Annotated in this window: 19 protein-coding genes; 9 read left to right on the top strand and 10 right to left on the bottom strand. The window is 72.4% G+C overall.

Annotation, left to right across the window (positions count from 1 at the left end; translation table 11 throughout):
• Positions 1–8: 8 nt before the first annotated feature.
• Positions 9–3,101, top strand: coding sequence for a glycoside hydrolase family 2 TIM barrel-domain containing protein (locus ACFQ8E_RS11800; protein WP_430550731.1), 3,093 nt, complete (start codon positions 9–11; stop codon positions 3,099–3,101).
• Positions 3,102–3,208: 107 nt separating this feature from the next.
• Here the strand turns inward: ACFQ8E_RS11800 and abc-f are convergent, their stop codons facing one another.
• From abc-f to ACFQ8E_RS11785, 3 genes are all read right to left on the bottom strand, one after another.
• The gene (gene abc-f, locus ACFQ8E_RS11795; RefSeq protein WP_430550730.1) at positions 3,209–4,873 is read right to left on the bottom strand and encodes a ribosomal protection-like ABC-F family protein; all 1,665 of its coding nucleotides are present in this window, start codon (positions 4,871–4,873) and stop codon (positions 3,209–3,211) included.
• A gap of 185 nt (positions 4,874–5,058) precedes the next feature.
• Complete coding sequence (locus tag ACFQ8E_RS11790) at positions 5,059–7,467, bottom strand: hypothetical protein (protein ID WP_430550729.1); 2,409 nt, start codon at positions 7,465–7,467, stop codon at positions 5,059–5,061.
• Positions 7,464–9,548 (bottom strand): beta-galactosidase, encoded by a 2,085-nt coding sequence (locus ACFQ8E_RS11785; RefSeq protein ID WP_430550728.1) that lies wholly within the window; start codon positions 9,546–9,548, stop codon positions 7,464–7,466. Before ACFQ8E_RS11785 ends, ACFQ8E_RS11790 begins: the two co-directional genes overlap by 4 nt.
• 390 nt (positions 9,549–9,938) lie before the next feature.
• On the opposite strand from ACFQ8E_RS11785, the gene ACFQ8E_RS11780 reads away from it, so the two are divergent.
• The 3 genes from ACFQ8E_RS11780 (at position 9,939) to ACFQ8E_RS11770 (ending at position 11,769) form a co-directional block, all read left to right on the top strand.
• Positions 9,939–10,187: a glutaredoxin domain-containing protein gene (locus ACFQ8E_RS11780; RefSeq protein ID WP_430550727.1), complete on the top strand. Its 249-nt coding sequence runs from the start codon at positions 9,939–9,941 to the stop codon at positions 10,185–10,187.
• A gap of 26 nt (positions 10,188–10,213) precedes the next feature.
• On the top strand, positions 10,214–11,233 hold the full coding sequence (locus ACFQ8E_RS11775) for a toprim domain-containing protein (protein WP_430550726.1): 1,020 nt from the start codon (positions 10,214–10,216) through the stop codon (positions 11,231–11,233).
• Positions 11,234–11,604: 371 nt separating this feature from the next.
• The gene (locus ACFQ8E_RS11770; RefSeq protein WP_430550725.1) at positions 11,605–11,769 is read left to right on the top strand and encodes a hypothetical protein; all 165 of its coding nucleotides are present in this window, start codon (positions 11,605–11,607) and stop codon (positions 11,767–11,769) included.
• A gap of 435 nt (positions 11,770–12,204) precedes the next feature.
• Here the strand turns inward: ACFQ8E_RS11770 and ACFQ8E_RS11765 are convergent, their stop codons facing one another.
• The 4 genes from ACFQ8E_RS11765 to ACFQ8E_RS11750 all read right to left on the bottom strand — a co-directional run bounded on the left by ACFQ8E_RS11765 (position 12,205) and on the right by ACFQ8E_RS11750 (position 15,075).
• Positions 12,205–13,197 carry a putative toxin-antitoxin system toxin component, PIN family gene (locus tag ACFQ8E_RS11765; RefSeq protein ID WP_430550724.1) on the bottom strand — a complete coding sequence of 331 codons (993 nt, stop codon included), beginning with the start codon at positions 13,195–13,197 and terminating at the stop codon, positions 12,205–12,207.
• Between the two features lies 1 nt (position 13,198).
• Positions 13,199–13,654 (bottom strand): helix-turn-helix domain-containing protein, encoded by a 456-nt coding sequence (locus tag ACFQ8E_RS11760; protein WP_430550723.1) that lies wholly within the window; start codon positions 13,652–13,654, stop codon positions 13,199–13,201.
• Positions 13,655–13,705: 51 nt separating this feature from the next.
• Positions 13,706–14,302, bottom strand: a complete 597-nt coding sequence (locus tag ACFQ8E_RS11755) for a recombinase family protein (protein ID WP_430550722.1) — start codon at positions 14,300–14,302, stop codon at positions 13,706–13,708.
• Between the two features lie 167 nt (positions 14,303–14,469).
• The gene (locus ACFQ8E_RS11750; protein ID WP_430550721.1) at positions 14,470–15,075 is read right to left on the bottom strand and encodes a TetR/AcrR family transcriptional regulator; all 606 of its coding nucleotides are present in this window, start codon (positions 15,073–15,075) and stop codon (positions 14,470–14,472) included.
• Positions 15,076–15,166: 91 nt separating this feature from the next.
• On the opposite strand from ACFQ8E_RS11750, the gene ACFQ8E_RS11745 reads away from it, so the two are divergent.
• Positions 15,167–16,105, top strand: coding sequence for an aldo/keto reductase (locus ACFQ8E_RS11745; protein WP_430550720.1), 939 nt, complete (start codon positions 15,167–15,169; stop codon positions 16,103–16,105).
• Positions 16,106–16,264: 159 nt separating this feature from the next.
• Here the strand turns inward: ACFQ8E_RS11745 and ACFQ8E_RS11740 are convergent, their stop codons facing one another.
• Positions 16,265–17,137, bottom strand: a complete 873-nt coding sequence (locus ACFQ8E_RS11740) for an oxidoreductase (protein ID WP_430550719.1) — start codon at positions 17,135–17,137, stop codon at positions 16,265–16,267.
• 106 nt (positions 17,138–17,243) lie between these two features.
• Here ACFQ8E_RS11740 and ACFQ8E_RS11735 point away from each other — a divergent pair, with 106 nt between their 5' ends.
• Complete coding sequence (locus ACFQ8E_RS11735; RefSeq protein WP_430550718.1) at positions 17,244–17,825, top strand: TetR family transcriptional regulator; 582 nt, start codon at positions 17,244–17,246, stop codon at positions 17,823–17,825.
• Between the two features lie 190 nt (positions 17,826–18,015).
• On the opposite strand, the gene ACFQ8E_RS11730 is transcribed toward ACFQ8E_RS11735, so the two are convergent.
• Entirely contained in the window at positions 18,016–18,417 is a 402-nt protein-coding gene (locus tag ACFQ8E_RS11730) for a hypothetical protein (protein WP_430550717.1), read from the bottom strand.
• Between the two features lie 471 nt (positions 18,418–18,888).
• Positions 18,889–19,908: a LacI family DNA-binding transcriptional regulator gene (locus ACFQ8E_RS11725; protein WP_430550716.1), complete on the bottom strand. Its 1,020-nt coding sequence runs from the start codon at positions 19,906–19,908 to the stop codon at positions 18,889–18,891.
• Between the two features lie 101 nt (positions 19,909–20,009).
• On the opposite strand from ACFQ8E_RS11725, the gene ACFQ8E_RS11720 reads away from it, so the two are divergent.
• From ACFQ8E_RS11720 to ACFQ8E_RS11710, 3 genes are all read left to right on the top strand, one after another.
• Positions 20,010–20,384, top strand: a complete 375-nt coding sequence (locus ACFQ8E_RS11720) for an L-rhamnose mutarotase (protein ID WP_429736157.1) — start codon at positions 20,010–20,012, stop codon at positions 20,382–20,384.
• A gap of 236 nt (positions 20,385–20,620) precedes the next feature.
• A complete protein-coding gene (rhaI, locus tag ACFQ8E_RS11715; protein ID WP_430550715.1) occupies positions 20,621–21,802 on the top strand; it encodes an L-rhamnose isomerase in 1,182 nt (393 codons plus the stop codon).
• A 2-nt stretch (positions 21,803–21,804) separates the two neighbouring features.
• Positions 21,805–22,767 carry an alpha/beta hydrolase fold domain-containing protein gene (locus tag ACFQ8E_RS11710; RefSeq protein WP_430550714.1) on the top strand — a complete coding sequence of 321 codons (963 nt, stop codon included), beginning with the start codon at positions 21,805–21,807 and terminating at the stop codon, positions 22,765–22,767.
• Positions 22,768–22,776 lie beyond the last annotated feature (9 nt).

The raw sequence follows: 22,776 nt of genomic DNA, 5'->3' as shown, positions 1-22,776 counted from the left end.
TGGGCCGCATGACCCCGCTCTCCCCGCTCCCGCACGAGTCCACGGCACCCTGGTCGGGACGCGTCGAGCCGCCGCGGTCCGCGCCCGCCGGGGACGCGCCGCGCCTCTCCCTCGATGGCACGTGGGGCTTCCGCCTCCTGCCGTGCGTCCCCGGCTCCCCGGGCGCACAGGGTGTCCTGGACGTCGGCGTCCTGCCCGACGGCGAGGCCCCCGACGCCTTCGCGCAGCCGGGCTACGCGACGTCGCCCGACGCGGGCTGGGGCGAGCTCCCCGTGCCCGCGCACTGGGTGCTGGAGGGCGACGGCGCGCGCGGCCGCCCGATCTACACCAACGTGCAGTTCCCGTTCCCGGTGGACCCGCCGCACGTGCCGGACGAGAACCCGACCGGCGACTACCGCCGCGAGGTCGACGTCCCGGCGTCGTGGACCGAGGGCGGCCGCGTGCTGCTGCGGTTCGACGGCGTCGAGTCGTTCTTCACGGTGTGGGTGAACGGCGAGGAGGTGGGCTCGGCGTCCGGCAGCCGGCTGGCGCACGAGTACGACGTCACCGACGCCGTGCGCCCCGGCGCCAACACGGTCGCGGTGCGGGTGGTGCAGTGGTCCGCCGCGAGCTACCTCGAGGACCAGGACCAGTGGTGGCTGCCCGGCATCTTCCGCGACGTCACGCTGCTGCACCGGCCCGTCGGGGCGCTCGACGACGTGTGGCTGGACGCGGACTACGACCCCGCGTCCGGCGAGGGCCTCCTCGTGCCGGAGGTGCGGGCGGACGCGGCCGCGTTCCCGGTGCGGCTGCGGGTGCCGGAGCTCGGGGTCGACGTCGCGTGGGCGGCGCCCGAGGACGTCGCGCCCGTCGCCGTCGGCGCCGTCGAGCCGTGGTCGGCCGAGGTGCCACGCCTCTACGACGCGACCGTGGCGTCGTCGGGCGAGACCGTCGCACTGCGGGTCGGCTTCCGGCGCGTCGAGATCGTCGGCGACCTGTTCCTCGTCAACGGGCGACGCGTGGTGTTCTCCGGGATGAACCGGCACGAGACGCACCCCGACCGCGGCCGCGTCTTCGACGAGGAGCACGCCCGCGCCGACCTGGCCCGGATGAAGCAGCACAACGTCAATGCGATCCGCACCAGCCACTACCCGCCGCACCCGCGCGTCCTCGACCTCGCCGACGAGCTGGGGCTGTGGGTGATCCTCGAGACCGACCTGGAGACGCACGGCTTCGAGGCCGGCGGCTGGGTGGGCAACCCCAGCGACGACCCGGCCTGGCGCGACGCCTACCTCGACCGGGTGCGGCGCACCGTCGAGCGCGACAAGAACCACCCCAGCGTCGTGCTCTGGTCGCTCGGCAACGAGTCCGGCACCGGGAGCAACCTCGCCGCGATGGCGGAGTGGGTGCACCACCGCGACCCGTCGCGGCCCGTGCACTACGAGGGCGACTACGCCGGCGAGTACACCGACGTCTACTCGCGGATGTACTCGACCGTGCCCGAGACGGCGTCCATCGGGAGCGACGACGACCTCTCGCCCGTGCTCGGGTGCAGCATCGCCGACTCGGCCCGGCAGCGGTCCAAGCCGTTCCTGCTGTGCGAGTACGCGCACGCGATGGGCAACGGCCCCGGTGCCCTCGACCAGTACCGCGAGCTCGTCGACACCCACCCGCGGCTGCACGGCGGGTTCGTCTGGGAGTGGCGCGACCACGGCCTGCGCACCACCACCCCCGACGGCGTCGAGTTCTTCGCGTACGGCGGCGACTTCGGCGAGGTCGTGCACGACGGCAACTTCGTCATGGACGGCATGGTGCTGTCCGACGACACCCCCAGCCCGGGCCTGACGGAGTTCTGGCACGTCGAGCGGCCGGTCGTCGTGCGGCCGTCCGCGGGCCCGGCGTCCGGGGTGGTGGAGATCTGGAACCGCCGGCACACCGCGGACACCGCCGACCTCGTGCTGCGCTGGCGCGTGGAGCACGACGGCGAGGTGGTCGCCTCCGGCGAGGCCCCGGTGGCGGACGGCGACGGTGCGCCCGTCGCGGCGGGGGAGCGGGCCGTCGTCGGGCTGCTCGACCCGGCGTCGCTGCCGGAGGCGAGCCCCGGCGCCGAGGCGTACCTCACCGTCGAGCTGGCTCTGCGTGACGGTGCGGCGTGGGCCGCCGCCGGGCACGTCGTCGCGCGTGACCAGTGGGCGCTGCCGGCGCCGGCCGCCGTCCGGGAGCGCCGTCGTCCGGCCGTGGCGCTCGCGGAGGCGCCCGTCGCGTTCCGTGGCCCGGAGCTGGTGGCCTTGGCCGGGGCGGACGTGTCCGCGCCGCGCGTCGAGCTGTGGCGCGCGCCCACGGACAACGACCGGGGCGCCGCGATGGGCAGCTACGACGCCGACGACCCCACCACCCTCCCGTGGCGCGGCACGCCCGCGCCGTCGGCGGCCGACCGCTGGCGCCGGCAGGGCCTGGACCGGCTCACGCACCGCACGGTCGCCGTGGAGGAGTCGGCCGACCGGCTGCGGGTGCTGCGGCGCGTGTCGGCGGCCCAGAGCCGCCGGACGGTCGACGTCGAGGAGACGTGGACCGCCGAGCGGGCGGCGGACGGCGTCGTCGAGGCCGTGCTGCGCGTCGTCATGACGCCCGACGACCGGTGGGACGACGTGTGGCCGCGCATCGGCGTGCACGTGGGGCTGCCGGCCGACGTCGACGGTGCCGGGTGGTTCGGGCTGGGCCCGCACGACTCGTACCCGGACGTGCGCTCGTCGGTCGTGGTGGGGCGTCACCGCGCCGGGATCGACGACCTGTCGGTGCGGTACGCGCGTCCGCAGGAGTCCGGCCACCGGTCCGAGGTGCGCGACGTGGAGCTGACGCGCGGCGGCAGCCCGTGGTTGCGCCTGACGCTCGGTCGCGACGCGCGCGGCCGTCTGCCCGGGTTCACGCTCGCCCGGCACTCGGCCCACGAGCTCTCCAGGGCGGCGCACCCGCACGAGCTCCCCGTGCCCGAGCGGCACCACCTCTACGTGGACGCCGCGCAGCACGGCTTGGGCTCGCGCGCCTGCGGGCCCGACGTCTGGCCCACGGCGATGCTCCGCCCGCAGGCCCGCACCCTCGAGCTGCGCTGGCGGGCCCTGTGACCCCGTGAGCCCGCGTCGCGAGGTGGCGCGCATCGCGCCGAAGTAGTCCAGATCCTGCCGAGGTAGTTCGTGACACCGTGTCACGAACTACCTCGGCAGGATCTGAACTACCTCGGCGTGGTGGCGGACGTGTCCGCGACGATCGCGCCGCCGTCGAGCACGATCCGCCGGCCGCGGAAGCGCTCGCGCATCGTCCGGTCGTGGGAGACGAGCACGAGGGTGCCGTCGAAGTCCGCGAAGGCCCGCTCCAGCTCCTCGACGAGCGCGGGGGAGAGGTGGTTGGTCGGCTCGTCCACGAGCAGCACGTCCGTCGTGGTGGTGACCACCCGGGCGAGCTCGAGCCGCGAGCGCTGCCCCTGGGACAGCTCCCGCACCGGACGGGGCAGGTCGTCGGGGCGGAACAGGCCCGACGCGAGCAGCGCCTCCGCGTGCTCCTCCAGGTCGCCGGGGCGCCCGGCCGCGAATGCGTGCAGCACCGTGCGGCCGTCGTCCGAGGCGGACGCGACCGTCTGCCGCAGGTGCCCGACGACGCCCACGGCGCGCGCCACCCCGGCGTCCGGCGCGACCTCTCCCGCGACCACCCCCAGCAGGGTGCTCTTGCCCGCGCCGTTCGGGCCGGTCACGAGCACGTGCTCGCCTGCCGCCACCGTGAGGCGGGGGACCGAGAGCCGGCCGCGCACCTCGACGCCGACGAGCTCGACCGCCGAGGCGTCGTCGTGGCCCGCGTCCGGGGACGCGGTGGCGACGTCCGTCCGGAACTCCGCGCGGTCGGCGGACCGCTCGGCGGGATCGTCGGACAGCCGCCGCAGCCGCTCCTTGGCGTTGCGGACGCGGCCGGTGGCGCCGTGGGTGCGCGCCCGGGACCGGAACGCGCCGGAGCCGAACGACGCCATGGGGAGCTTGCGCGGGATCTGCTCCATCGCCTCGACGTTGCTGTCGAGCAGGCGCCGCTGGCGCGCGACGTCGGCCTGCCACCGCTCGTACGCGAGCCGCAGCTGCTCGCGCTCGGCCTCCTTCGCCGCGAGGTAGCCCGCCCACCCGGCGCCGTAGCGGCGGGCGCGCCCGGCGTCGACCTCGACGAGCGTCGTCGTGAGGTCGGCCAGGAACGCGCGGTCGTGGGTGACGGCGACGACGGTGCCGTCGTGCGACCGCAGCCGGTCCGTGAGCCAGTCGAGGGCGTCGTCGTCGAGGTCGTTGGTCGGCTCGTCGAGCAGGAGCAGCTCCGGGTCGGCCGCGAGCGTGGCCGCCAGCGCGAGACGGGAACGCTCGCCGCCGGACAGGGTGCCCAGCAGCCGGCCACGGTCCAGCGCGGGCAGCCCGAGGCGGTGCAGCGCGACGTCGACGCGGCGGTCGGCCCCGCGCCCGTCGCGGGCGTCGAAGCGGGCGGTGAGCTCCGCGTACCGGCGCAGCGCCTCGTCCAGCGCGGCGCCGTCGAGCGACCCGAGCCGGTCCTCGAGCGCGGCGACCGCCGCCGCGAGCGCGCGCACGTCCGCCAGCACGTGGTCGATCGCCTGGCCCACGGTGCTCGCGGGCGGAAGTTCGAGCGTCTGGGGCAGGTGTCCGAGGCCGCCCGGGGCGCGCACGACGCGCGTCCCGTTCTGCGGCTCGAGCACGCCGGCGACGACGGCGAGCAGCGTGCTCTTGCCGGAGCCGTTGTCGCCGACCACCCCGACGCGCTCGCCGGGCGAGACGGTCAGGGACAGGCGGTCGAGCACCACGCGGTCGGCGTAGCGCAGGGTGATGTCGGTGAGGGTGAGCTGTGACGGGTCCACGGGCGGGACTCCTTCCGTCGCCGGCGTCGGCGACCGTGGAGGACGGCGGGCGTGCGAACGCCGACGCGGAGCAGTGTCGTCCGACCTGCTCGACGCGTCGGCGTCGGTGTGCTCACAGAGTTCCCATCGCGCTGCACCCTACGCACCGCCGCCCCACGCCGCCAGAGAATTGTGCGAGCGGGAGGTCACCAGGTCAGCGTGACCGGTCCGAGGAGGCCCGACGGGCGCCGGTCTCCCTCGTAGTAGTTCGCGGCGCTGTTGCTCACCAGCACGTCGAGGGTGCGGGTGCCCGGGGCGAGGACACCGAGGTCCACGACGTACGGCGCGGACATCGCGTGCCCGACGACGACGCCGTCCACGCGCACGGTGGCGGCCTCGCCCACGACGCCGAGGTCCAGCCGCGCGGCGTCCGCGCCGTCCGGCACGTCCACCACTGCGGTGTAGCGCACGGACCCGGAGAGCCGGCGCAGACCGGGCACCCGGGTCCAGTCGCCGAGCTCCACGTGCGCGGGCACGACGGCGGACGGGTCGTCCGCGACCGTGTCCGGGTCGCCGAGCACGCGCTCGACCGTGCCGCGCCAGCCGGTGACCTCGACGCGGCGTCCCGACGCCGCACCGGCCGGAGGGACGGGGTGCCCGGCCGAGGGGACGAGGGCCAGCGTGCGGCGGCGTTCCAGCTCGAGCAGCACGCGGCCGTGGTCGTCGCGCTCCACGGGGTGCCGGGTGTCGGCGAACGGGTCCCACCAGCACGCGTCGTCGGGGACGGACGGCAGGCGGAGCCAGGTGCGGACCGGGGCCTCGCCCTCGTGGAAGACGACGTACCCCGCCGGCCGGTCGTGCGAGGGCCCGCCGAGGACGACGGCGCGCAGGTCCGGGGCCGCCGGCTCCGCGTCCACGACGGGGGCGTCGGCCGCGCGCAGCCGCTCCTTGAGGGCGGCGACGTCCGGGACGCCGTCGTCGGCGTCGAGCAGGACGGTGTACCCGGCGTGCGCGCTCTCGTCGTCGCGGTCGACGTACCCGAAGTCGACCTGCGCCTCCAGCAGCGCGCGCACCACCGGGCCGGACGGCGCGGCGTCGGGGCGGCTCAGCAGGCCGACCGGCCACACCGGGGGTGCGGCGTCGAGCAGCTCCGCGATGCGCCGCACGTACCCGACGAACGGCGGCAGGTGCGGCCACCACGAGTTCCACCGACCCAGGTCGGGCTCGCTCTCGAACGCGCGCCCGCCGCGCACGGAGGAGAAGAACGCGTGCAGCACGGGCGTCGTCACGCCGCGCGACAGGTACCAGTCCAGCAGCCAGCGCGCCTCGTCGAGGCTCAGCCGCCAGCCGTACGCGCCGAGCACCTCCGTCACCGCCGGCACCCCGCCGCGGGCCCGTGCGGCGCTCGCGGCCACCTTCGGCGCCGTGCTCTCCGGGCCCTCGAGGGCGGTGCCGTCCCCACCCGATGCGCGCGGCAGCACCCAGCGCCACACGGTGTCCTGCCCGGGCCAGTGCAGGCGCGCGGCGGTGGCCAGGTCGTCCGGCTCGGCCGGGTGCCCCGTCAGCGCGAGGCCGTGCGCGGCGCACCATGCCGCCTGAGCGTCGTAGTAGACGCGGTGCAGCCGCGCCCGCACGGCGTCGTCCCAGTCGCGCACGAACCCGGTGGCGTCCGGGTCCGTGCCGCCCGGGCGGGTGCCGTCGCCGTCCCACAGCTCCGGCAGCCGGCGCAGCACCTCGGCCACCTCGACGCCCGAGCCGTCGTCGAGCCTCGCCGCCACCTCGGTCTCCAGCCCCGGCGTGTACGGGCGGGCGAACCGCCGGTGGCCGCGGCCCAGCAGGAACGGCTCGTCGGTGAACATCGCGACCACCGTCGTGCCGAGGTGCTCCCCGAGCGCGGCGGCGTAGGCGTCGTGCGTCAGCTCCAGGAACGCCGCGACGGCGTCCGGGCTCAGCAGGTCCGCTGCCGGGGGAGCGAGCGCGGAGCCGTCGTCCTGCTCCGCGTGCGCCCCGCGGATCGTGCCGCCGCTGGCGGCGTCGAACACCGCCGTGACCCGCCACGGGCCCGGCGGCAGGTCCAGGCGCACCAGCCCCGGCGCGCGCACCGGGAGCAGCACGGCGTCGTCGCCGACGACGCCGCCCGCGTCGTCCACGCGCCGCGCGACGACGGCGAGCAGCCGCACGTCGAGGTCGCGGCCCAGCGCGGGACGCCAGTACCCGGCGTCCGCTGGCTCGTCGCCGGGCGCGCCGACCGGCACCTCGACGTCACGGGTCACCGGCACCAGGCACCGGGCGGCGAACGCCGGGTCGCGCGCCACGACGGCGCCGTTCGCCGAGCCGGACGGGTACGACGCCTCGTCGTACAGCATCACCGCGAGCCCCACCCGCGCGCACTCGTCGACCGCGACGCGCACCAGCCGCAGGAACTCGTCCGTCAGGTACCCCACCCGCCGGCTCAGCCCCACGCGCGCGCTGAGGGTGACACCGACGAACCCCGCGCCCGCGATCTCCCGGAGCTGCGCGAGCACCGCGTCGTCGTCCAGGTCGTCGTTCCAGAACACGAACGCGTACGGCCCCACCGGCCCGTCCCCAGGCCGTCGCGGGTGCAGGACCGTCATCGGCCGAGCCGCACCACGCGCACCGCGCCCGCGGGCACGGCGAGGCTGCCCTCGACCGTGTCGCCGCTCAGCAGCTCCGTGCCCGTCACCGGGGCGTCCGGGGTGCCGAGCGTGGCGTCCGCGTCCGTGTGGTTGATCGCGAAGAGCCACGACGTCGCGTCGTCGGTCGTGCCGTCGTCGGCCCACCGGCGCACGACCTCCACGCCCGCCGGCGCGACGACGTCCGGACCCACGCCCGCCTCGGCCACGAGCCGCTCGGCGAGCGCACCCAGGCCCGCGTCGTCGAGCCGCGTCGCGACGTACCACGCCCGCCCGGCCCCGACCTCGCGGCGGGTGACCGCCGCCCACCCGGCGAGGGCGCCGTCGTCGTACGACGCGACCACCTCCGTGCCGTCGGCGACGTGCGTCTTCTCGGTCCACAGGTCGGCCGTGGCCTCGCCGCCCACCGCCTTGCCGACCACGCGGACCGAGTCGGGCTCCTGCAGCGGGTGGAACTCCTCGGTGCGCACGCCGAGCAGGTCGCGGAACGCGCCCGGGTAGCCGCCGAGGCGCACGTGGTCGTGCTCGTCGACGATGCCGGAGAAGTAGGTGACCACGACGGTCGCCCCGCGCGCGGCAGCCGCGGCGACGTTCGCGGCGTCGGCGTCGGTGACGACGTACGTGGTGGGCAGCACGACCAGGTCGTAGCCGTCGAGGTCGGCGCCCGGCGGCACGAGGTCGGTCGTGACGCCGAGCCGCCACAGCGCCCGGTACCAGGCCTGCACCTGGTCCAGGTAGCGCAGGTCCTGCGTGGGGTGCGAGTCGAGCTCCGACCCCCACCACGACGGGTAGTCCACGACGACGGCCGCGCGCGACCGCACCCGCGAGCCGCGCACCTCGCCCAGTGCCCGCAGCGCGCGGCCCAGCGTCACGACGTCGCGCCACACGTCGGAGTCCCGGCCGGCGTGGGGCACCATCGCCGAGTGGTACTTCTCGGCGCCGGCACGCGACTGGCGCCACTGGAAGAACATCACCGCGTCCGCGCCGCGGGCCACGTGCTGCAGGGAGTTGCGCAGCATCTCGCCCGGCGTCTTGGGCGTATTGCGCGGCTGCCAGTTCACGGCCGACGTGGAGTGCTCCATGAGGATCCACGGCGCGCCGCCCGCGACGCCGCGCGTGAGGTCGGCGGAGAACGCGAGGTCCACGTGCCGCTCGGGGTCCGCGGGGTACGTGTAGTGGTCGTTCGCGACGACGTCGAGCTCCGGCCCCCACCGGAAGTAGTCCATGCCCCGGCAGTGCGCCGTCGCCATGAGGTTGGTCGTGACGGGCACGTCCGGCGTGATCTCGCGCAGGGTGTCCCGCAGGTCGAGGTAGTAGTCGAGCAGCGCGTCGGAGGAGAACCGGTGGAAGTCGAGCTGCTGCGTCGGGTTGGCGAACGTCGGCGCGACCAGCGGCGGCAGCACGTCGTCGAACGACCCGTAGCGCTGCGACCAGAAGGCCGTGCCCCACGCCTCGTTGAGGGTGTCGACCGTGCCGTAGCGCGCGCGCAGCCAGTCCCGGAACGCCGCCGCGGCGGAGTCGGAGTAGTCGCGCGACACGTGGCAGCCGATCTCGTTGTCCACGTGCCAGATGGCGAGCGCCGGGTGGTCGCGGTAGCGCTCGGCGATGCGGGTCGTCATGCGCAGCGCGTAGTCGCGGTGGACGGGGTGGGTGACGGCGTAGGCCTGGCGGCCGCCCTGCTGAAGCACGGTGCCGTCGGCGGTGCGGGGAAGGATCTCGGGGTGCTTGCGGGTGAGCCACGGCGGCGGCGACGCGGTGGCGGTCGCGAGCGCGACCCGGATGCCGGCGGCGTGCAGCCGGTCCATCGTCTCGTCGAGCCAGGCCCAGTCGAGCTCGCCCTCGCGCGGCTCGATCGTCGCCCAGGAGAAGATCGCCACGCTGAGGATGGTGACGCCCGCCTCGCGCATGAGCTCGAGGTCCTCGAGGCGCACGTCCTGCGGCCACTGCTCGGGGTTGTAGTCACCGCCGAAACCGAGGCCGTCGAGGTCGGCGTTCCAGGGGCGGGGGGTCGGGGTGGACTCCGGTGTCGTGCGTCGTCGCATGGCCCGAGTCTGTCATGTATCGATTCAACGGGGAAGCGCTTGCCACCGTTTCGCCTGCGTCACCCCGGCTGCGCTGCGCGCAGCAGGCCACGACCTCGAGGTGACGCCTGGCAGGCGCCCCGCGGGGCGGCGAGGTGCGCGGGCTGCGCCCGCACCAGTGAGGCTCGTTCCTACCGCTCCATCATGGCCGCCGTGCCCGGCGTGCAAGTGGGCCACGAACACCGCGTGACCCACCGGCTCCGCCAGAACTTCGCGGCCGCGTCGCTGCGCTCCTTGTCTCGACCGAGAACTTCTTCCCCCCGCCGCCCTGCGGGTTGAAACGCCGGCCGCTCGCGGCGGCCCTGGCTCCGCTATCAGGAACGATCCCACCGAGTGAGCGAGGAGGGCGTCATGCTCAGCGTCACCGTCTACAGCACCGGGCCGGCGTGCATCCGCTGCAAGATGACCAAGGACAAGCTCGAGGCCAAGGGCGTGCGCGTCGACGTCGTCGAGCTGGCCGAGAACCCCGCCGCACGCGAGTACGTCTCCGAGGAGCTCGGGTACTCCGAGGCCCCCGTGGTCGTCGTCGAGGACGGCACCGGGCAGGATCACTGGAGCGGCTTCCGACCCGACCAGATCAACCGCGTCGCGGCCGCGTGACGCACAGGCAGGGGGAGGAGGAGACCATGACCACCACCGCAGAGCGCATCATCGCCGTGAACGCCGCCGCCTGGGACTACTGGCGCTGGCACGCCACCCAGCCGGGGGAGTGGGTCACCGGATACCTCGCCTCCCGCGGCCTGCGTGGCACGGTCGCCGGCCAGGCGCCCGCCGGCTGGGCCCGGCTCGTGCCCACGCTGCGCCGGCGCGGCTTCACCGACACCGAGCTCCTGGACGCCGGCCTCGCCCTCGAGGCCAAGAACGGGGGAGTGGGCGACGCCTTCCGCGACCGCCTGGTCCTGCCCATCCGCGACACGAGCGACCGCATCATCGGGTTCACTGCCCGACGCAACCCCACCACCGACGACGATCCCGACGCGCCGCCGAAGTACCTCAACACCACCAGCACGCCGGCCTACGACAAGTCCCGCGCCCTGTACGGGCTCGACGCAGACGCCGCGGCCCGGATCGCCCGGGGCGGCATCCCCGTGCTCGTCGAGGGCGCCCTCGACGCCGAGGCGGTGCGCCGGGCCGGCAACGACCTCGTGCCCCTCGGCCTGTGCGGCACCGCGGTCACCGCCGGCCACCTGCAGCAGCTGCGAGACATCGACCCCGATGCGGTGGGCCGGCTCATCAACGCCACCGACGCCGACACCGCCGGCCAGGGCGCCATCTGCCGCCTGTGGAACCTCCTGACCACCGATGAAGCGGCGACCGTGCGCGCGGCCGCACTCGAGCCCGGAACCGACCCCGCAGACCTCGTGAAGGCCGGCCAGCGCACCCAGCTCCGCCGAGCCCTCGTCCCCGAGGCCCGGCCGATCATCCAGGCCGCGATCGACGTCACTCTGACCGGATACGACCTTGAGCACGTCGAAGGCGCCCTCGCGGGCCTGCGGCACATCGCCAAGGCGATCCGAGATGCCTCCCCGGCGGTTCTCGCGCAGGCAACGGGACACCTCACCAAGCGCCTCGCCGACACCACCGACCACGACGTCGTGGTGAACGAGATCGTCGCGGCCGCGACGGGAATCACGCGGGAGGGCTAGGGAGGCGGCGCGGTGGCTGCCGTGAACGCCGGGTGACAACTTCCCGACCCGCCGACACCGACCTGGTCGGGTGAATCACAGCGCCGTAACCTCAGGAGTGCTTAGGTGTCCAACCGTCCTCGGGGAGGCCAGCCGATGGGGTTCACTCCCGGAACACGGGAGGAGACCCGGTCGGTCAGGTCCCTGGGAATGGTGAAGGCCGGCCACAGGGGTTGCCGCCCCTGGAACCGGCCTTCGTCCCGAGCAGCAACGAGGCCCGTCGCGTGCCCGAGTGTGTTTTCCAGACGCACAACAGGCTAGCCCACCCCTCCCATGAGGGGTGGGAGATGCGGGGCGGGCCCTCCGTTCGATCCCGGATGGGAGAGTTCCCCGTGAAGCCTGCCAAGAAGAAGCAGCCCCAGGACAGTCGCAGACCGAGATCCTGGCTCGAGGCCAGCACGCCCTTCGTCCTGCTGGGCCTGATGCTCACCCCCAGCGTCGGGACGTCCGACCCGCCTCCGAGCGTCGAGTTCTGCGCCCAGGTCCCCGCCGCCTAGGGAGCAGCCGCCGGGCACAGCAGTGACAGGTTTCGACCTGTCACCGCCCGCGGGCCCGCCCAGCGTCTCCGGGCGGGCCCACGGGCATTCATGAAGCGGTCGGCAGGTTCTGAGGGACCGTGTGGGAACATCGGAGACAGCGGTACATCGCGCTCTGTGACGTGCCGTCTCCCACCATGATCACGCCCTGCGCGGTCCGCATGGGTCGGCGGCCTGGGGGGTCGAGGAGGTAGAGGATCTTGCCCTCGCCGCCGCAGGTCCTGGGGCATTCAACTGCGTAGGTGCTTGTCATGGGGCGCAGCGTCGGGCCCCGCGGCCAATAACGTCCACCCCTAAGCTGTCGCTCGCTCAGGACGGCGCCGACGCAGCCGCCATCGTCTCCCTCAGCAGGTCTTCCGAGTGCCAGCGGGTCGTGTAGGCGAGGTAGGGCTCGAGCTAGGGAGGCCATGCCGCCTGGGTTGCTACGAAGCCCGGCCGAACGGCGCCCACCGACACGACTCGCCAGAGGCCGTCGTCACATGGAACTGCCGTCACCTGCTTCATGCCGTTCACGTCGATCCTGCCGACGACCTGGCTGCTCGTTGCTACCTGGAGCGGCACGAACACGACGTGGACCGGTGCTGCGATTGTCTCGTGGTCAACACCCCATGCGGTGGTCATGTTGTACCCCTCAAGCTGCGCGGCAGCACTGGTGAAGTCGCCCCACCGACTCGGCTCAACTACGGCGTCGATTAGGCGGTGGCGCTCCCGCACGGGGTCATCCAGGAGCTTCCACCACCAGGCGACGGCGCTCAGTGGTCCAGTCCGGTCATAGCCTCCGATCGTTTGGAGCACGGCCGTGCGATCGACGGCCACGAGTGGAAGCGGAGTGTCTGCCTCGGCGGCCAGCCGCCCGACCTCTGTTGCGAAACCCGGAACGGTGTGGCGCAACCCATCGGCGAGGGTCCGGAGGGTCGCGGGCGGGTGTGAATAGGACGCGATCTGCTCCTGAAGGCACCGCGCCACCGTCTGCGCGTTCAGGTCCAGTTGGTCCAGGAGGAACTCATCCGGATGCACTGCCTCGACGCCATGGACGTTCAGGGCAGGCGCGGGGAAGTCCTTCAGATTCGCGGTCACGATGGTCCCCGCTCCGCAGCGAACCGCCGCGGCGAGGACGTGGCGATCCTTGGGGTCGTTCGTCATTGCGTCGACGAGCGGTTCGTGGCCCTCGACCAACGCGAGCGGGAACGCTCGCTCCATCTGCACGAGTCGCGCCCGCGCCTTTTCGGCAGGGAGTCCCCGCTTGTTGATCAGCGTGCGCTCGACCTCTTCGAGGATCTGTCCGCTCCACCGAGCCTCGAACATCCCCGCCCCGGCGAGCCTCAATAGCGTGTCGAAGAGCGGGTGCGGGACCAGGACACAGGCATCGAGAACGACGGTGAACGCCATGTCAGCGTGTGACCTCGAAGCCCTCGCCGTCGACGCCCTGCGCCGTGGCCTCGCGCGTCATGTCGTCGAGTAGCTGGCGACGCTGCCTTGCCGTGCGCTCCTGATACTCCACGAGATCGGCCAGACGTACCCGGCGGTGCCGGTTCGGCTTCGTGAAGGGGACCATGCCCTGCTCGAGAAGCTTCACCACCGTGGGCCGCGAGACCCCGAGGTAGTCGGCGGCCTCCTGGGTCGTCATCACCGTGTCGTGTGGCGCAATCGTTACAGCCTTGCCGGCGGCCATCGCCGCGACTGCTTCGCGCAGGAGGTCAAAGAGCTCGGGGGGAAGGTCAACCCGCGTGCCATCGGGTGAGATCAGAGTTGCTGGCGCGTGACGAACAGCCAGAGCGTCAGTCAGCTCGGACAGGGCGGATGTGTCCTCCGCGGGCATCACGGTCCGATCCAGCAGGTTCGACATGCCAACTAGTCTAAACGCAAAAATCGAAACACGACGGCCGAACGGCGAGATCTACTGACCCACAGCCTTGCCATCCATCGGCCCGCGCTGAAGGTTCGCCATGTGTCGACGCACAGTCGAGACCGACACGCCCAGCGCCCTCGCCACTGCAGCCATCGATTGCCCGCCGGCAAGCGACATTTGGGCTGCCGCGATGCGATCCGGGCTCATGACCGTGGGGCGCCCGCCGACCCGTCCGCGTGAACGCGCGGCCGCCAGGCCGTCGAGGGTGCGTTCGCGAATCAGGTCGGCCTCCATCTGGGCCAGCGCGGCCAGCATGTGCACCATGAACCGGCCCGCCGACGTGCTGGTGTCGATCTGCTCGGACAGGGACCGGAGGGCGACGTCGCGGCGCTCCAGCTCGTCGACCACGTGCACCAGGTGGGACACGCTTCGACCGAGGCGGTCGAGCTTGGCCACGACGACGGTGTCGCCGGCGTCGACCTCGGTCAGCAGTGCGGCGAGGACCGGGCGGTCGTCGCGCCGGCCGGACGCGGTCTCGACCCGTAGGTGTCGCGCGTCGACGCCGGCGGCGATGAGCGCGTCGCGCTGTGCGTCGAGGTTCTGCGTCGACGTCGAGACCCGCGCATAGCCGAAGGTGATCGCCATGGCGCGACCGTAGCGAAAACCCCCGCCGGAGGTTATGAACCGGCGGGGGTTTTGAAGGTGGTTTTTGAGCGGCGTGTCGCCGTCCCAGCGAGGGCGCAGCGCCGCCGCGTCAAAATCGGTCAGTTTTGCACCGGCCGACGACCTTGTAGGTACCCGACAGGGGGGTGCTACCTGACAGGCGTGAGCGTGGCGAACGCGCGGTGGAGCAGGTCGACCGCCGTGCCGTAGTCCTGGGGAGTGCTCCAGGTGGTCAGGGCGACGTCGAATGCCGCGAGGGCTGCCTGCACGATGATCTCGGCCCGGAGGGCGACGTCGTCTCCGTCGAGGCGTCCGGCGATGATCGGCGTGAGCATCTGCGCCCAGAGGAGGTGCTTCTCGAGGTTGCGGGCCCGCAGTGACGCGGTGCTGCCGAGAACGCGCATGGCCAGCTTGCCTCGCTCGCTGTCCTCGCGATCGGGGGAGAGTGCGAGGAGGGCCTCGAAGGAAGCGTGCAGCGAGTCCCAGACGGGCTCGTCGGCCGGGCGATCGGCCAGCGTGTCGCGGACGTACTCGCCCCAGCGGGCGGGGTCGCCGATGACGACGTCCTCCTTGGCGGGGAAGTAGCGGTGGAAGCTGCGCGCGGACATGCCCGCGGCCGCCGCGATCTGCTCGACCGTCACCTGCTCGAACCCGTGCTCGGCGAACAGGTCGAGCGCCACCTCCGTGATGCGCCCACGCACGGCCTCACGGCTGATCTCCCGCAGGCTCGGGCCCGTCTTGGCACTGTTCGTCATACGTCACAGTTTACATCCGCCGCCGAACCTGTCAGAGGCTGACAGATGAGGCGTATAGTGACGAGTGTCGTCTAGGAAGGACACCATCACCATGCAGACACGCACCCTCGGCACCCAGGGCCTGACCGTCTCCGAGCTCGGCTACGGCTCGATGGGCACCGCGGTCGGCTACGGCCCGACCGATGACACCGAGTCCGTCGCGGCGATCCGCCGCGCCCACGACCTCGGCGTCACCTTCTTCGACACCGCCGAGATGTACGGGTGGGGCGAGGGCGAGAAGCTCCTCGGCCACGCGCTCGCACCGATCCGCGACGAGGTCGTCATCGCGACCAAGTTCGGCTTCACGCAGACGTTCCAGCCCAACTCCGAGGTCGACCACGTCCGCAACGTGGTGGACAACAGCCTGCGCAACCTCAACGTCGACGCGATCGACGTGCTCTACCAGCACACCCCGGACCCGAGCGTGCCCATCGAGGACGTCGTCGGCGTCATGGCCGAGTACGTCCAGGCCGGCAAGGTGAAGTACCTCGGCCTGTCGAACGCGGACGAGGACACGATCCGCCGCGCGCACGCCGTGCACCCGATCTCAGTCCTGCAGAACGAGTACTCGATCTTCGCCCGCGACACCGAGCCCCTGTTCCCCGTGCTCGACGAGCTCGGCATCGGGTTCGTCGCCTACTCACCCCTCGCCCGCGGCTTCCTCTCCGGCGCCGTCAAGCCCCGCAGCGAGTACGGCCCGAACGACTTCCGCCAGCGCATCGGCTGGTGGGCCCCGGAGAACTTCGACGCCAACGTCGACATCGTCCGCCGGCTGACCGCGCTCGCCGAGACCAAGGGCGCCAGCCTCTCCCAGCTCGCCCTCGCCTGGCTCCTGGCACAGCGAGACAACCTCGTCCCCATCCCCGGCTCCCGCAACGCCGGCCGGGTCGCACAGAACGTCGCGGCCGCCGACCTCCAGCTCACCGACGACGACCTCGCACTCATCGCCGACATCGCGCCCAACGGCGGCATCGGGAGCCGCGCCTCCTGAACGCCCCAACAACCGCGAACCCGAGCGGGCACGACACCTCGTCGTGCCCGCTCTGCGCGTGATCCGGCCCAGCGGCAGGGGTGGTTTCGAAACCTCCAGAACCCGTTTCTGGTGCACTTCAGAATCGGTCGGTTCTGCGCTGGGGTCAGACCTGTGCCATCAGACGGGGAAGGGTACGGCGGTGAGCTTTTCGGAAACCTCCCACATGCGGCGGGCCAGAGCGGGGTCTGTGGCGGCACCGTTTACCTTCACCGGCATGGGAAAGCCGCGCGTTCCGCCCATTCCGACGGGGCCGTAGAACTCGCCGCCCTGGACGCCAGGGTTGGTAGCGGCGTAGAGCGCGCCCAGGGCGCCCATCGTGACGTTCTGGGCCATCAGGCGATCGCCGAGCCGCAGCAGGAGGCTCTTGGCCTGGCCCGGGTTCGAGGCGGTGTAGCCGGGGTGGGACAGCACGCTCAGCACCGGACTTCCGGACACTTGCAGGCGACGGTCCAGTTCCAGGGCGAACAGGGTGCTCGCGAGCTTGGACCGGGCGTAGGCGCTTGACGGCGAGTACGAGCGCGTGGATCCCAGGTCGTCAAAGTCGATCTTGCCCTGCTTGTAGATGGCCGAGCTGGCGGTGACGATCCGGGGTGATTTGCCCTCGCGCAGGACCGGGTACAGCTGGGCTGTCAGTGCGAAGGGGCCTAGGTGGTTGGTGCCGAGCTGGAGCTCAAATCCCTGCTCGGTGGTGTCGCGCGGCGTCATGATCGCGGCCGCGTTGTTGATGAGCACGTCAGCCCGCTCGATCCCGGCGGCGAATCGAGCGATCGAGTCAAGGTCGGCGAGGTCCAGGACGCGCGCCTCGACCGAGCCGGACACTCGCGCCGCGGCAGCGCGGCCCTTCTCGAGGTCGCGCGCCGTCATGACCACGTGCGCTCCACGCTCGGCCAGGACGCGCACCATCTCCAGGCCGAGGCCGCGGTTGGCGCCGGTGACCACGACGGTGCGACCGGTCTGATCGGGCATGTCGGCTGCTGTCCACTTCTCCATGAAGCACACTATGTCTCTGATGACACTGGGTGTCAAAAGCGCTCGGGAGGCGCAGTCCTGGCACCCTGCTAGGGTTCGGGTGATGTGCGAAAGCAAGCCGCCTAGCATGGCCGAACGCAAACGCCTGGCCGTCCGCGAGGAGCTGGGTGTGGTCGCGTTGCGGCTGCTGGCAGCCGACGGGTTCGAGGGCACCACGATCGACCAGATTGCCCGCGCGGCGGGCTGCTCGCGCCGCACCTTCTTCCGTTACTTCAACTCCAAGGAAGACGTGGTCATCGAGGTTCTCAGCGACCTCTGTGACCTCATCCTGGACGCGCTGCGAGCCCGCCCCGCCAACGAGTCGCCTCTGACGGCGCTGCGCGGCGCTCTCGAAGCAGCCGTGCCCTTTGTGATCGTCGATCCCGGAAAATTCGCGGCACTTGCACGCCTCATCTCCGCCAGCCCGGCGCTGCAGGGCCGGCACCTGCGTCTCCAGTACGACCTGGAGGTGGCCCTGTCTGCCGAGCTCGCGGCTCGGCAGGGTGTCGCCCAGGACAACATGGCGCTCCGCCTCACCGCGGGTGCCGCCCTCAGGATCTTCGACCTTGTCATGTCACATTGGACCGACAGTGACGGTCACGCCGACCTGACCGACCTCTTTGACGACGCCTTCGCTCTTCTCGCCACGCCCGGGCTCCATGCCGGCTGACGGGCTCGGCAGCCTCGGAACGCGCGCGCCGCCAGGTAACTCTCGTGATGGCGTGCCCAATACTGGCCCACTGGGGTTTTGGAACATCGAGAACCCGATTCTGACGCGGCCCAAAATCGGTGGGTTGAGACCGCCGTCTGTTCTGACGCCCTCCTACTAGGGCGCATCACCGCCACGAGGGAAACACACCCTAGAAGTCAACGGTGGCGCCTCCACTGTTGGCGACAAGGGTGCGGAGGCCGTCGGCGGTGGTCCCGGGCGGAACCTCGGCCGAGTAGGTGTACGCGGGGTCAGAGACGGTGACGACGAGATGGTCGGGAACGAGCGACCGGTACCAGGTCACTGCCTCGAAGCCGTGGTTGAGGTCCCCATCTACCATGATTCCTGCTGCGCCACGGCTCACCCAGAGCTCGGTGCCGTGGTAGAAGCAGCCCACGTCGCGCATCTCGCTGAGCCCTATCTGGGGAAGAATTTCGGATTCATGCCACAAGGCGCGCAGGCCACTGATCACGACATTGCGGTCAACGAAAAAGTCCGTCAACTCGCGGTCGACAAACCCGGCCAATGTGCCCACATTCAGACCTTTCGTCAAGCAGGCTCGTACCCTTTATGGCGAATGCGCCCGCTATGCCCGAGCTCGGCCACGCCGATCATGAGGATGCTGCCGCCATCGCCGCTACGTGGTTCGACTCGCACATCCGTCGCGGCGTAGCCGCTATACGACCACGGACTGCTTGAGCTACTGGTCGCACACCGAGGCCTCATGTATCAGATGCATGAAACCTAGGCTGACTTGCGGCGAGGCGGCAAGAACAGGGATCCCCGTGGTGTTATGCCGGGACGACAGGCCCCCTGACCTGCGCAGATGCGGGCTTCGCTCGGAGGTGCGAGCTCTTGCATCGAAGCAACTCGCACTCATCCGGCGCCGATAAACCGGATTATGACGGATAGGACATGTTTGCCCGTTTAGAGGTGTTCGAAGTCCGGATGGCCGGCACCTACCGGTCTCGGTGGACCGGCGCGCCCGGAGCGCGGGTGCACGGTCGGCGGACGGGCGGTGGGGTCAGCCGACGCCGGTCGTGGACTCGCGGACGACGAGCTCGGGCTGGAACGTCACCTGCTCGACCGTGTCGTCCGGGTCCAGCAGCAGGTCCGCCGCGCGGTGGCCGAGCTGGTGGGTCGGCTGGCGCACCGAGGTGAGCGGCGTGGCCAGCTCGCCGGCGAACGTGACGTCGTCGTACCCCACCACCGCCATGCCGGACGGCACGGGGACGTCGGCGGCGCGCAGCGTGCGCAGGGCGCCGAGGGCGGTGAGGTCGTTGACGCACATGGTGGCCGTCGGGCGCTCGGCGAGCGCGAGCACCTGCTCGGTGCCGGCCTGCCCGCCGTCGGCGTTGAGGGTGGCGATCGGGATCTCGACCAGCGCCTCGGCCGGGTCGAGGCCCAGCTCCACGAGCGCGTCGTGCAGGCCGGCGCTGCGGTCGGCGCACTGGCGGATGGTGTGCGGGCCGTTGAGGAAGGCGATCCGCTCGTGCCCGAGGTCGACGAGGTGGCGCGCGGCGGCGGCGGCGCCCGCGCGGTCGTCGACGGCCACCGACGACAGCGTGTCGACCGGGGACGGGCGGTCGAGCAGCACCACGCGCAGCCCCCGGGCGCGCAGGGTCTCCAGGTGCTCGAGGTCCTGCGTGGCCGGCACGACCATGACGCCCTGCACGCCGTGCTCCTCGAAGAGGCGCAGGTAGCGGGCCTCGCGCTCCGGCTTCTCGTCGGAGCTGGCGAGCATGAGGGTGTAGTCCGCCTCCTCGAGGCGGTCCTCGATGCCGCGCGCCACGTCGGTGAAGAAGGGGTTGGACACGTCGAGCACGATGGCGCCCGCGGTCGTGATGGTGCCGGCGCGGAGCTGGCGGGCGGAGCCGTTGGGCACGAACGCGAGGTCGTCGATGGCGGCGAGCACCCGTTCGCGGGTGGCCGGCGAGACGCGGTCCGGGCGGTTGAGCACGTTCGAGACCGTGCCGACCGACACCTTGGCCTGGCGCGCGACGTCGCTGATGGACGCGCGGCGGCGGGGGGCGGTCGTCGTCATGGGCTGCTCCTCGGATCGGGACGCGTCGTCGCGCCTGGGCTCCAGCGTAGAGGTACCTGGGCGCGTGGCCCGGCGTGGTCTCGGCTTGCTAGGTTCATGGTATGAACCGTTTCATCGATGACGGCGCAACGACGCACGTCTGTTTCGTGTCCCGCGTGCGGCGCGACCGGCTCGAGGAGTACAAGGCCGCCCACGCCGCCGTCTGGCCCGAGATGCTCGAGGCCCTCGCCGAGACCGGATGGCACGACTACCGCCTGTTCCTCGGGGCCGACGGGCTGCTCGTCGGCGTCCTGCGCACCGACGACTACGAGCGCGCGCAGCGGGACATGGCCGCCCGCGAGGTGAACGAGCGCTGGCAGGCCGCCATGAAGGACTTCTTCGAGCCCGCCGAGGGGCGCCCCGACGAGGGGTTCGTGCAGCTGGAGGAGGTGTTCCACCTCGAGTCGCAGCTCGATGCCGCCCGCCGCGCCGACTGACTGTCCGCGACCTGTCGGGACCTCCGCGGGGTATGGCGCTCGCTGGTCCTGACAGCTCCCCGGCGCCCCGAGTTGTCAGGCCGTGCGCGGGAGATACCGCGCGCTGGGCCTGACAAGTCACTGGACGGACGGTTGACGCCGCCCCGTCACGCCCCTAGGCTATGAAACGATTCAAAGCGCGGTCGCCCCGCCGGCCGCACCAGCACCGCGCGAGGGAGCGCGGACGAGGAGGAGACATGACGGCGACGACGCCCGTGCTCGACGCACGGCTGCGCAAGGCCCTCGGCGAGCAGACCATCGAGCTGCCCTCGTGGGCGTTCGGCAACTCGGGTACCCGGTTCAAGGTCTTCGGCACGCCCGGGACCCCCCGCGACCCGTACGAGAAGATCGCGGACGCCGCCCAGGTGCACCGCTACACGGGCATCGCGCCGCGCGTGTCGCTGCACGTCCCGTGGGACCTGGTCGACGACTTCTCCGACCTGGCCCGGCACGCCAAGGAGCACGGCGTGACCATCGGGATGATCAACTCGAACCTGTTCCAGGACGACGACTACAAGCTCGGCTCCCTGACGCACTCCGACCCGGCGGTGCGCGCCAAGGCGATCGCCCACCACGTGCAGTGCATCGACGTCATGCGCGCCACGGGGTCCAAGGAGCTGAAGGTCTGGCTGCCCGACGGCACCAACTACCCCGGCCAGGACTCGATCCGCGCCCGCCAGGACCGGCTCGCCGAGTCGCTCGCCGAGATCTACGCCGAGCTCGACGACGACCACCGCATGGTGCTCGAGTACAAGTTCTTCGAGCCGGCGTTCTACCACACGGACGTGCCGGACTGGGGCACGTCCCTGCTGCACTGCCTCGCGCTCGGCGAGAAGGCGAACGTCGTGCTCGACACGGGCCACCACGCGCCCGGCACCAACATCGAGTTCATCGTGGCGCAGCTGCTGCGCCAGGGCCGGCTCGGGGCGTTCGACTTCAACTCGCGCTTCTACGCCGACGACGACCTCATGGCCGGCGCCGCGGACCCGTTCCAGCTCTTCCGGATCATGCACGAGATCGTGCAGGCGGACGCGCTGCGCCCGGAGTCGGGGGTGAACTTCATGCTCGACCAGTGCCACAACATCGAGGAGAAGATCCCCGGCCAGATCCGCTCCGTGATGAACGTGCAGGAGGCCACGGCCAAGGCGCTGCTCGTCGACGCCGAGGCCCTCGACGCCGCGCAGCGCTCCGGCGACGTGCTCGGCGCCAACGGCACGCTCATGGACGCCTACAACACCGACGTGCGCGGCCTCCTCGCCGACCTGCGCGCCGAGCAGGGCCTCGACCCCGAGCCCATGAAGGCGTTCGCGGCGTCCGGCTACCTGGGGCAGATCGCGGCCGAGCGCGTCGGCGGCCAGCAGGCCGGCTGGGGCGCCTGAGCATGACGACGACGGCGGCGGGCATCACGGCGGACGCTCCGCCGGACCAGGACGCCGCGGTCGACGACCGCGTGCTCGCGGGGCCGCACGGCGACCTGCGCGTGCGGGTCTACCGGCCGGCGGGCGCGCCCGTCGCGGGCCTGGTGTGGGCGCACGGCGGCGCGTTCGCGCACGGCGACCTCGACATGCCCGAGGCCGACGGCGTCGCGCGCGCGCTCGCCGCGGCGGGGATCGCCGTCGTGAGCGTGGAGTACCGCCTGGTGTCGGCGATCGATTACCGCGACGCGGGCGCGACGCCCGGCACGGACGGCGTCCGGTTCCCGGTGCCGTCCGAGGAGGTCGCGTCCGCGTTCGCGTGGGCCGCGGGGGGCGGGGCGTCCGACCTCGGCGTCCCCGCCGGGCGGTGGTCGCTGGGCGGCGCGAGCGCCGGCGGCGACCTCGCCGCGGGGGCGTCCCTGCGGCTGCGCGACGGCGCGGTCCCGCTCAGCACCCTCGGCGGCGTGGTCGGGCACGACGGCGTGGTCCCGACGCCGCGCAGCGTCGTGCTCGCCTACCCGGTGACGCACCAGGTCCTGCCCGCGCCCAGCGCCGAGCTGGCCGCCAAGATCGCGGCGCTGCCGCCGGAGAAGAACTTCCCGCCCGCCGCCGTGCGCGCGATGAACGGCAACTACCTGGGTCACGACGGCCCGGCGACGTCGCCGTACGCCTTCCCGGGCGGCCAGGACCTGCGCGGCCTGCCGCCCACGCTGATCGTCAACTCCGACCTCGACGCCCTGCGCTCGGGCGGCGAGGCCTACGCCGCGGAGCTCGCGGCCGCCGGGGTGGACGTCTTCGTGAGCCGCGAGGACGGCACGACCCACGGCCACCTCAACCGGCCCGCCGAGCCCGGCTTCGCAGGCAGCCTCGCGCGGATCGCCGCCTGGCTCACCACGGACGCCCTCGTCGGCACCGCGCACGAGCGCTGACCCCCGTAC

Origin of the sequence: Isoptericola sp. NPDC056573, assembly GCF_042793335.1 — a bacterium.
In the GTDB taxonomy this organism is placed as follows: domain Bacteria; phylum Actinomycetota; class Actinomycetes; order Actinomycetales; family Cellulomonadaceae; genus Isoptericola.
The sequence above is the reverse complement of the archived record's forward strand: the minus strand, read 5'-3'. Positions and strand labels throughout refer to the sequence as shown.

Excerpts from the sequence above, each read along its gene's own strand:
- ACFQ8E_RS11800 (WP_430550731.1), top strand. The coding sequence starts at position 9 with ATGACCCCGCTCTCCCCGCTCCCGCACGAGTCCACGGCACCCTGGTCG.
- ACFQ8E_RS11790 (WP_430550729.1), bottom strand. The coding sequence starts at position 7,467 with ATGACGGTCCTGCACCCGCGACGGCCTGGGGACGGGCCGGTGGGGCCG.
- ACFQ8E_RS11785 (WP_430550728.1), bottom strand. The coding sequence starts at position 9,548 with ATGCGACGACGCACGACACCGGAGTCCACCCCGACCCCCCGCCCCTGG.
- ACFQ8E_RS11780 (WP_430550727.1), top strand. The coding sequence starts at position 9,939 with ATGCTCAGCGTCACCGTCTACAGCACCGGGCCGGCGTGCATCCGCTGC.
- ACFQ8E_RS11775 (WP_430550726.1), top strand. The coding sequence starts at position 10,214 with ATGACCACCACCGCAGAGCGCATCATCGCCGTGAACGCCGCCGCCTGG.
- ACFQ8E_RS11765 (WP_430550724.1), bottom strand. The coding sequence starts at position 13,197 with ATGGCGTTCACCGTCGTTCTCGATGCCTGTGTCCTGGTCCCGCACCCG.
- ACFQ8E_RS11760 (WP_430550723.1), bottom strand. The coding sequence starts at position 13,654 with ATGTCGAACCTGCTGGATCGGACCGTGATGCCCGCGGAGGACACATCC.
- ACFQ8E_RS11755 (WP_430550722.1), bottom strand. The coding sequence starts at position 14,302 with ATGGCGATCACCTTCGGCTATGCGCGGGTCTCGACGTCGACGCAGAAC.
- ACFQ8E_RS11750 (WP_430550721.1), bottom strand. The coding sequence starts at position 15,075 with ATGACGAACAGTGCCAAGACGGGCCCGAGCCTGCGGGAGATCAGCCGT.
- ACFQ8E_RS11745 (WP_430550720.1), top strand. The coding sequence starts at position 15,167 with ATGCAGACACGCACCCTCGGCACCCAGGGCCTGACCGTCTCCGAGCTC.
- ACFQ8E_RS11740 (WP_430550719.1), bottom strand. The coding sequence starts at position 17,137 with ATGGAGAAGTGGACAGCAGCCGACATGCCCGATCAGACCGGTCGCACC.
- ACFQ8E_RS11735 (WP_430550718.1), top strand. The coding sequence starts at position 17,244 with ATGGCCGAACGCAAACGCCTGGCCGTCCGCGAGGAGCTGGGTGTGGTC.
- ACFQ8E_RS11725 (WP_430550716.1), bottom strand. The coding sequence starts at position 19,908 with ATGACGACGACCGCCCCCCGCCGCCGCGCGTCCATCAGCGACGTCGCG.
- ACFQ8E_RS11720 (WP_429736157.1), top strand. The coding sequence starts at position 20,010 with ATGAACCGTTTCATCGATGACGGCGCAACGACGCACGTCTGTTTCGTG.
- rhaI (WP_430550715.1), top strand. The coding sequence starts at position 20,621 with ATGACGGCGACGACGCCCGTGCTCGACGCACGGCTGCGCAAGGCCCTC.
- ACFQ8E_RS11710 (WP_430550714.1), top strand. The coding sequence starts at position 21,805 with ATGACGACGACGGCGGCGGGCATCACGGCGGACGCTCCGCCGGACCAG.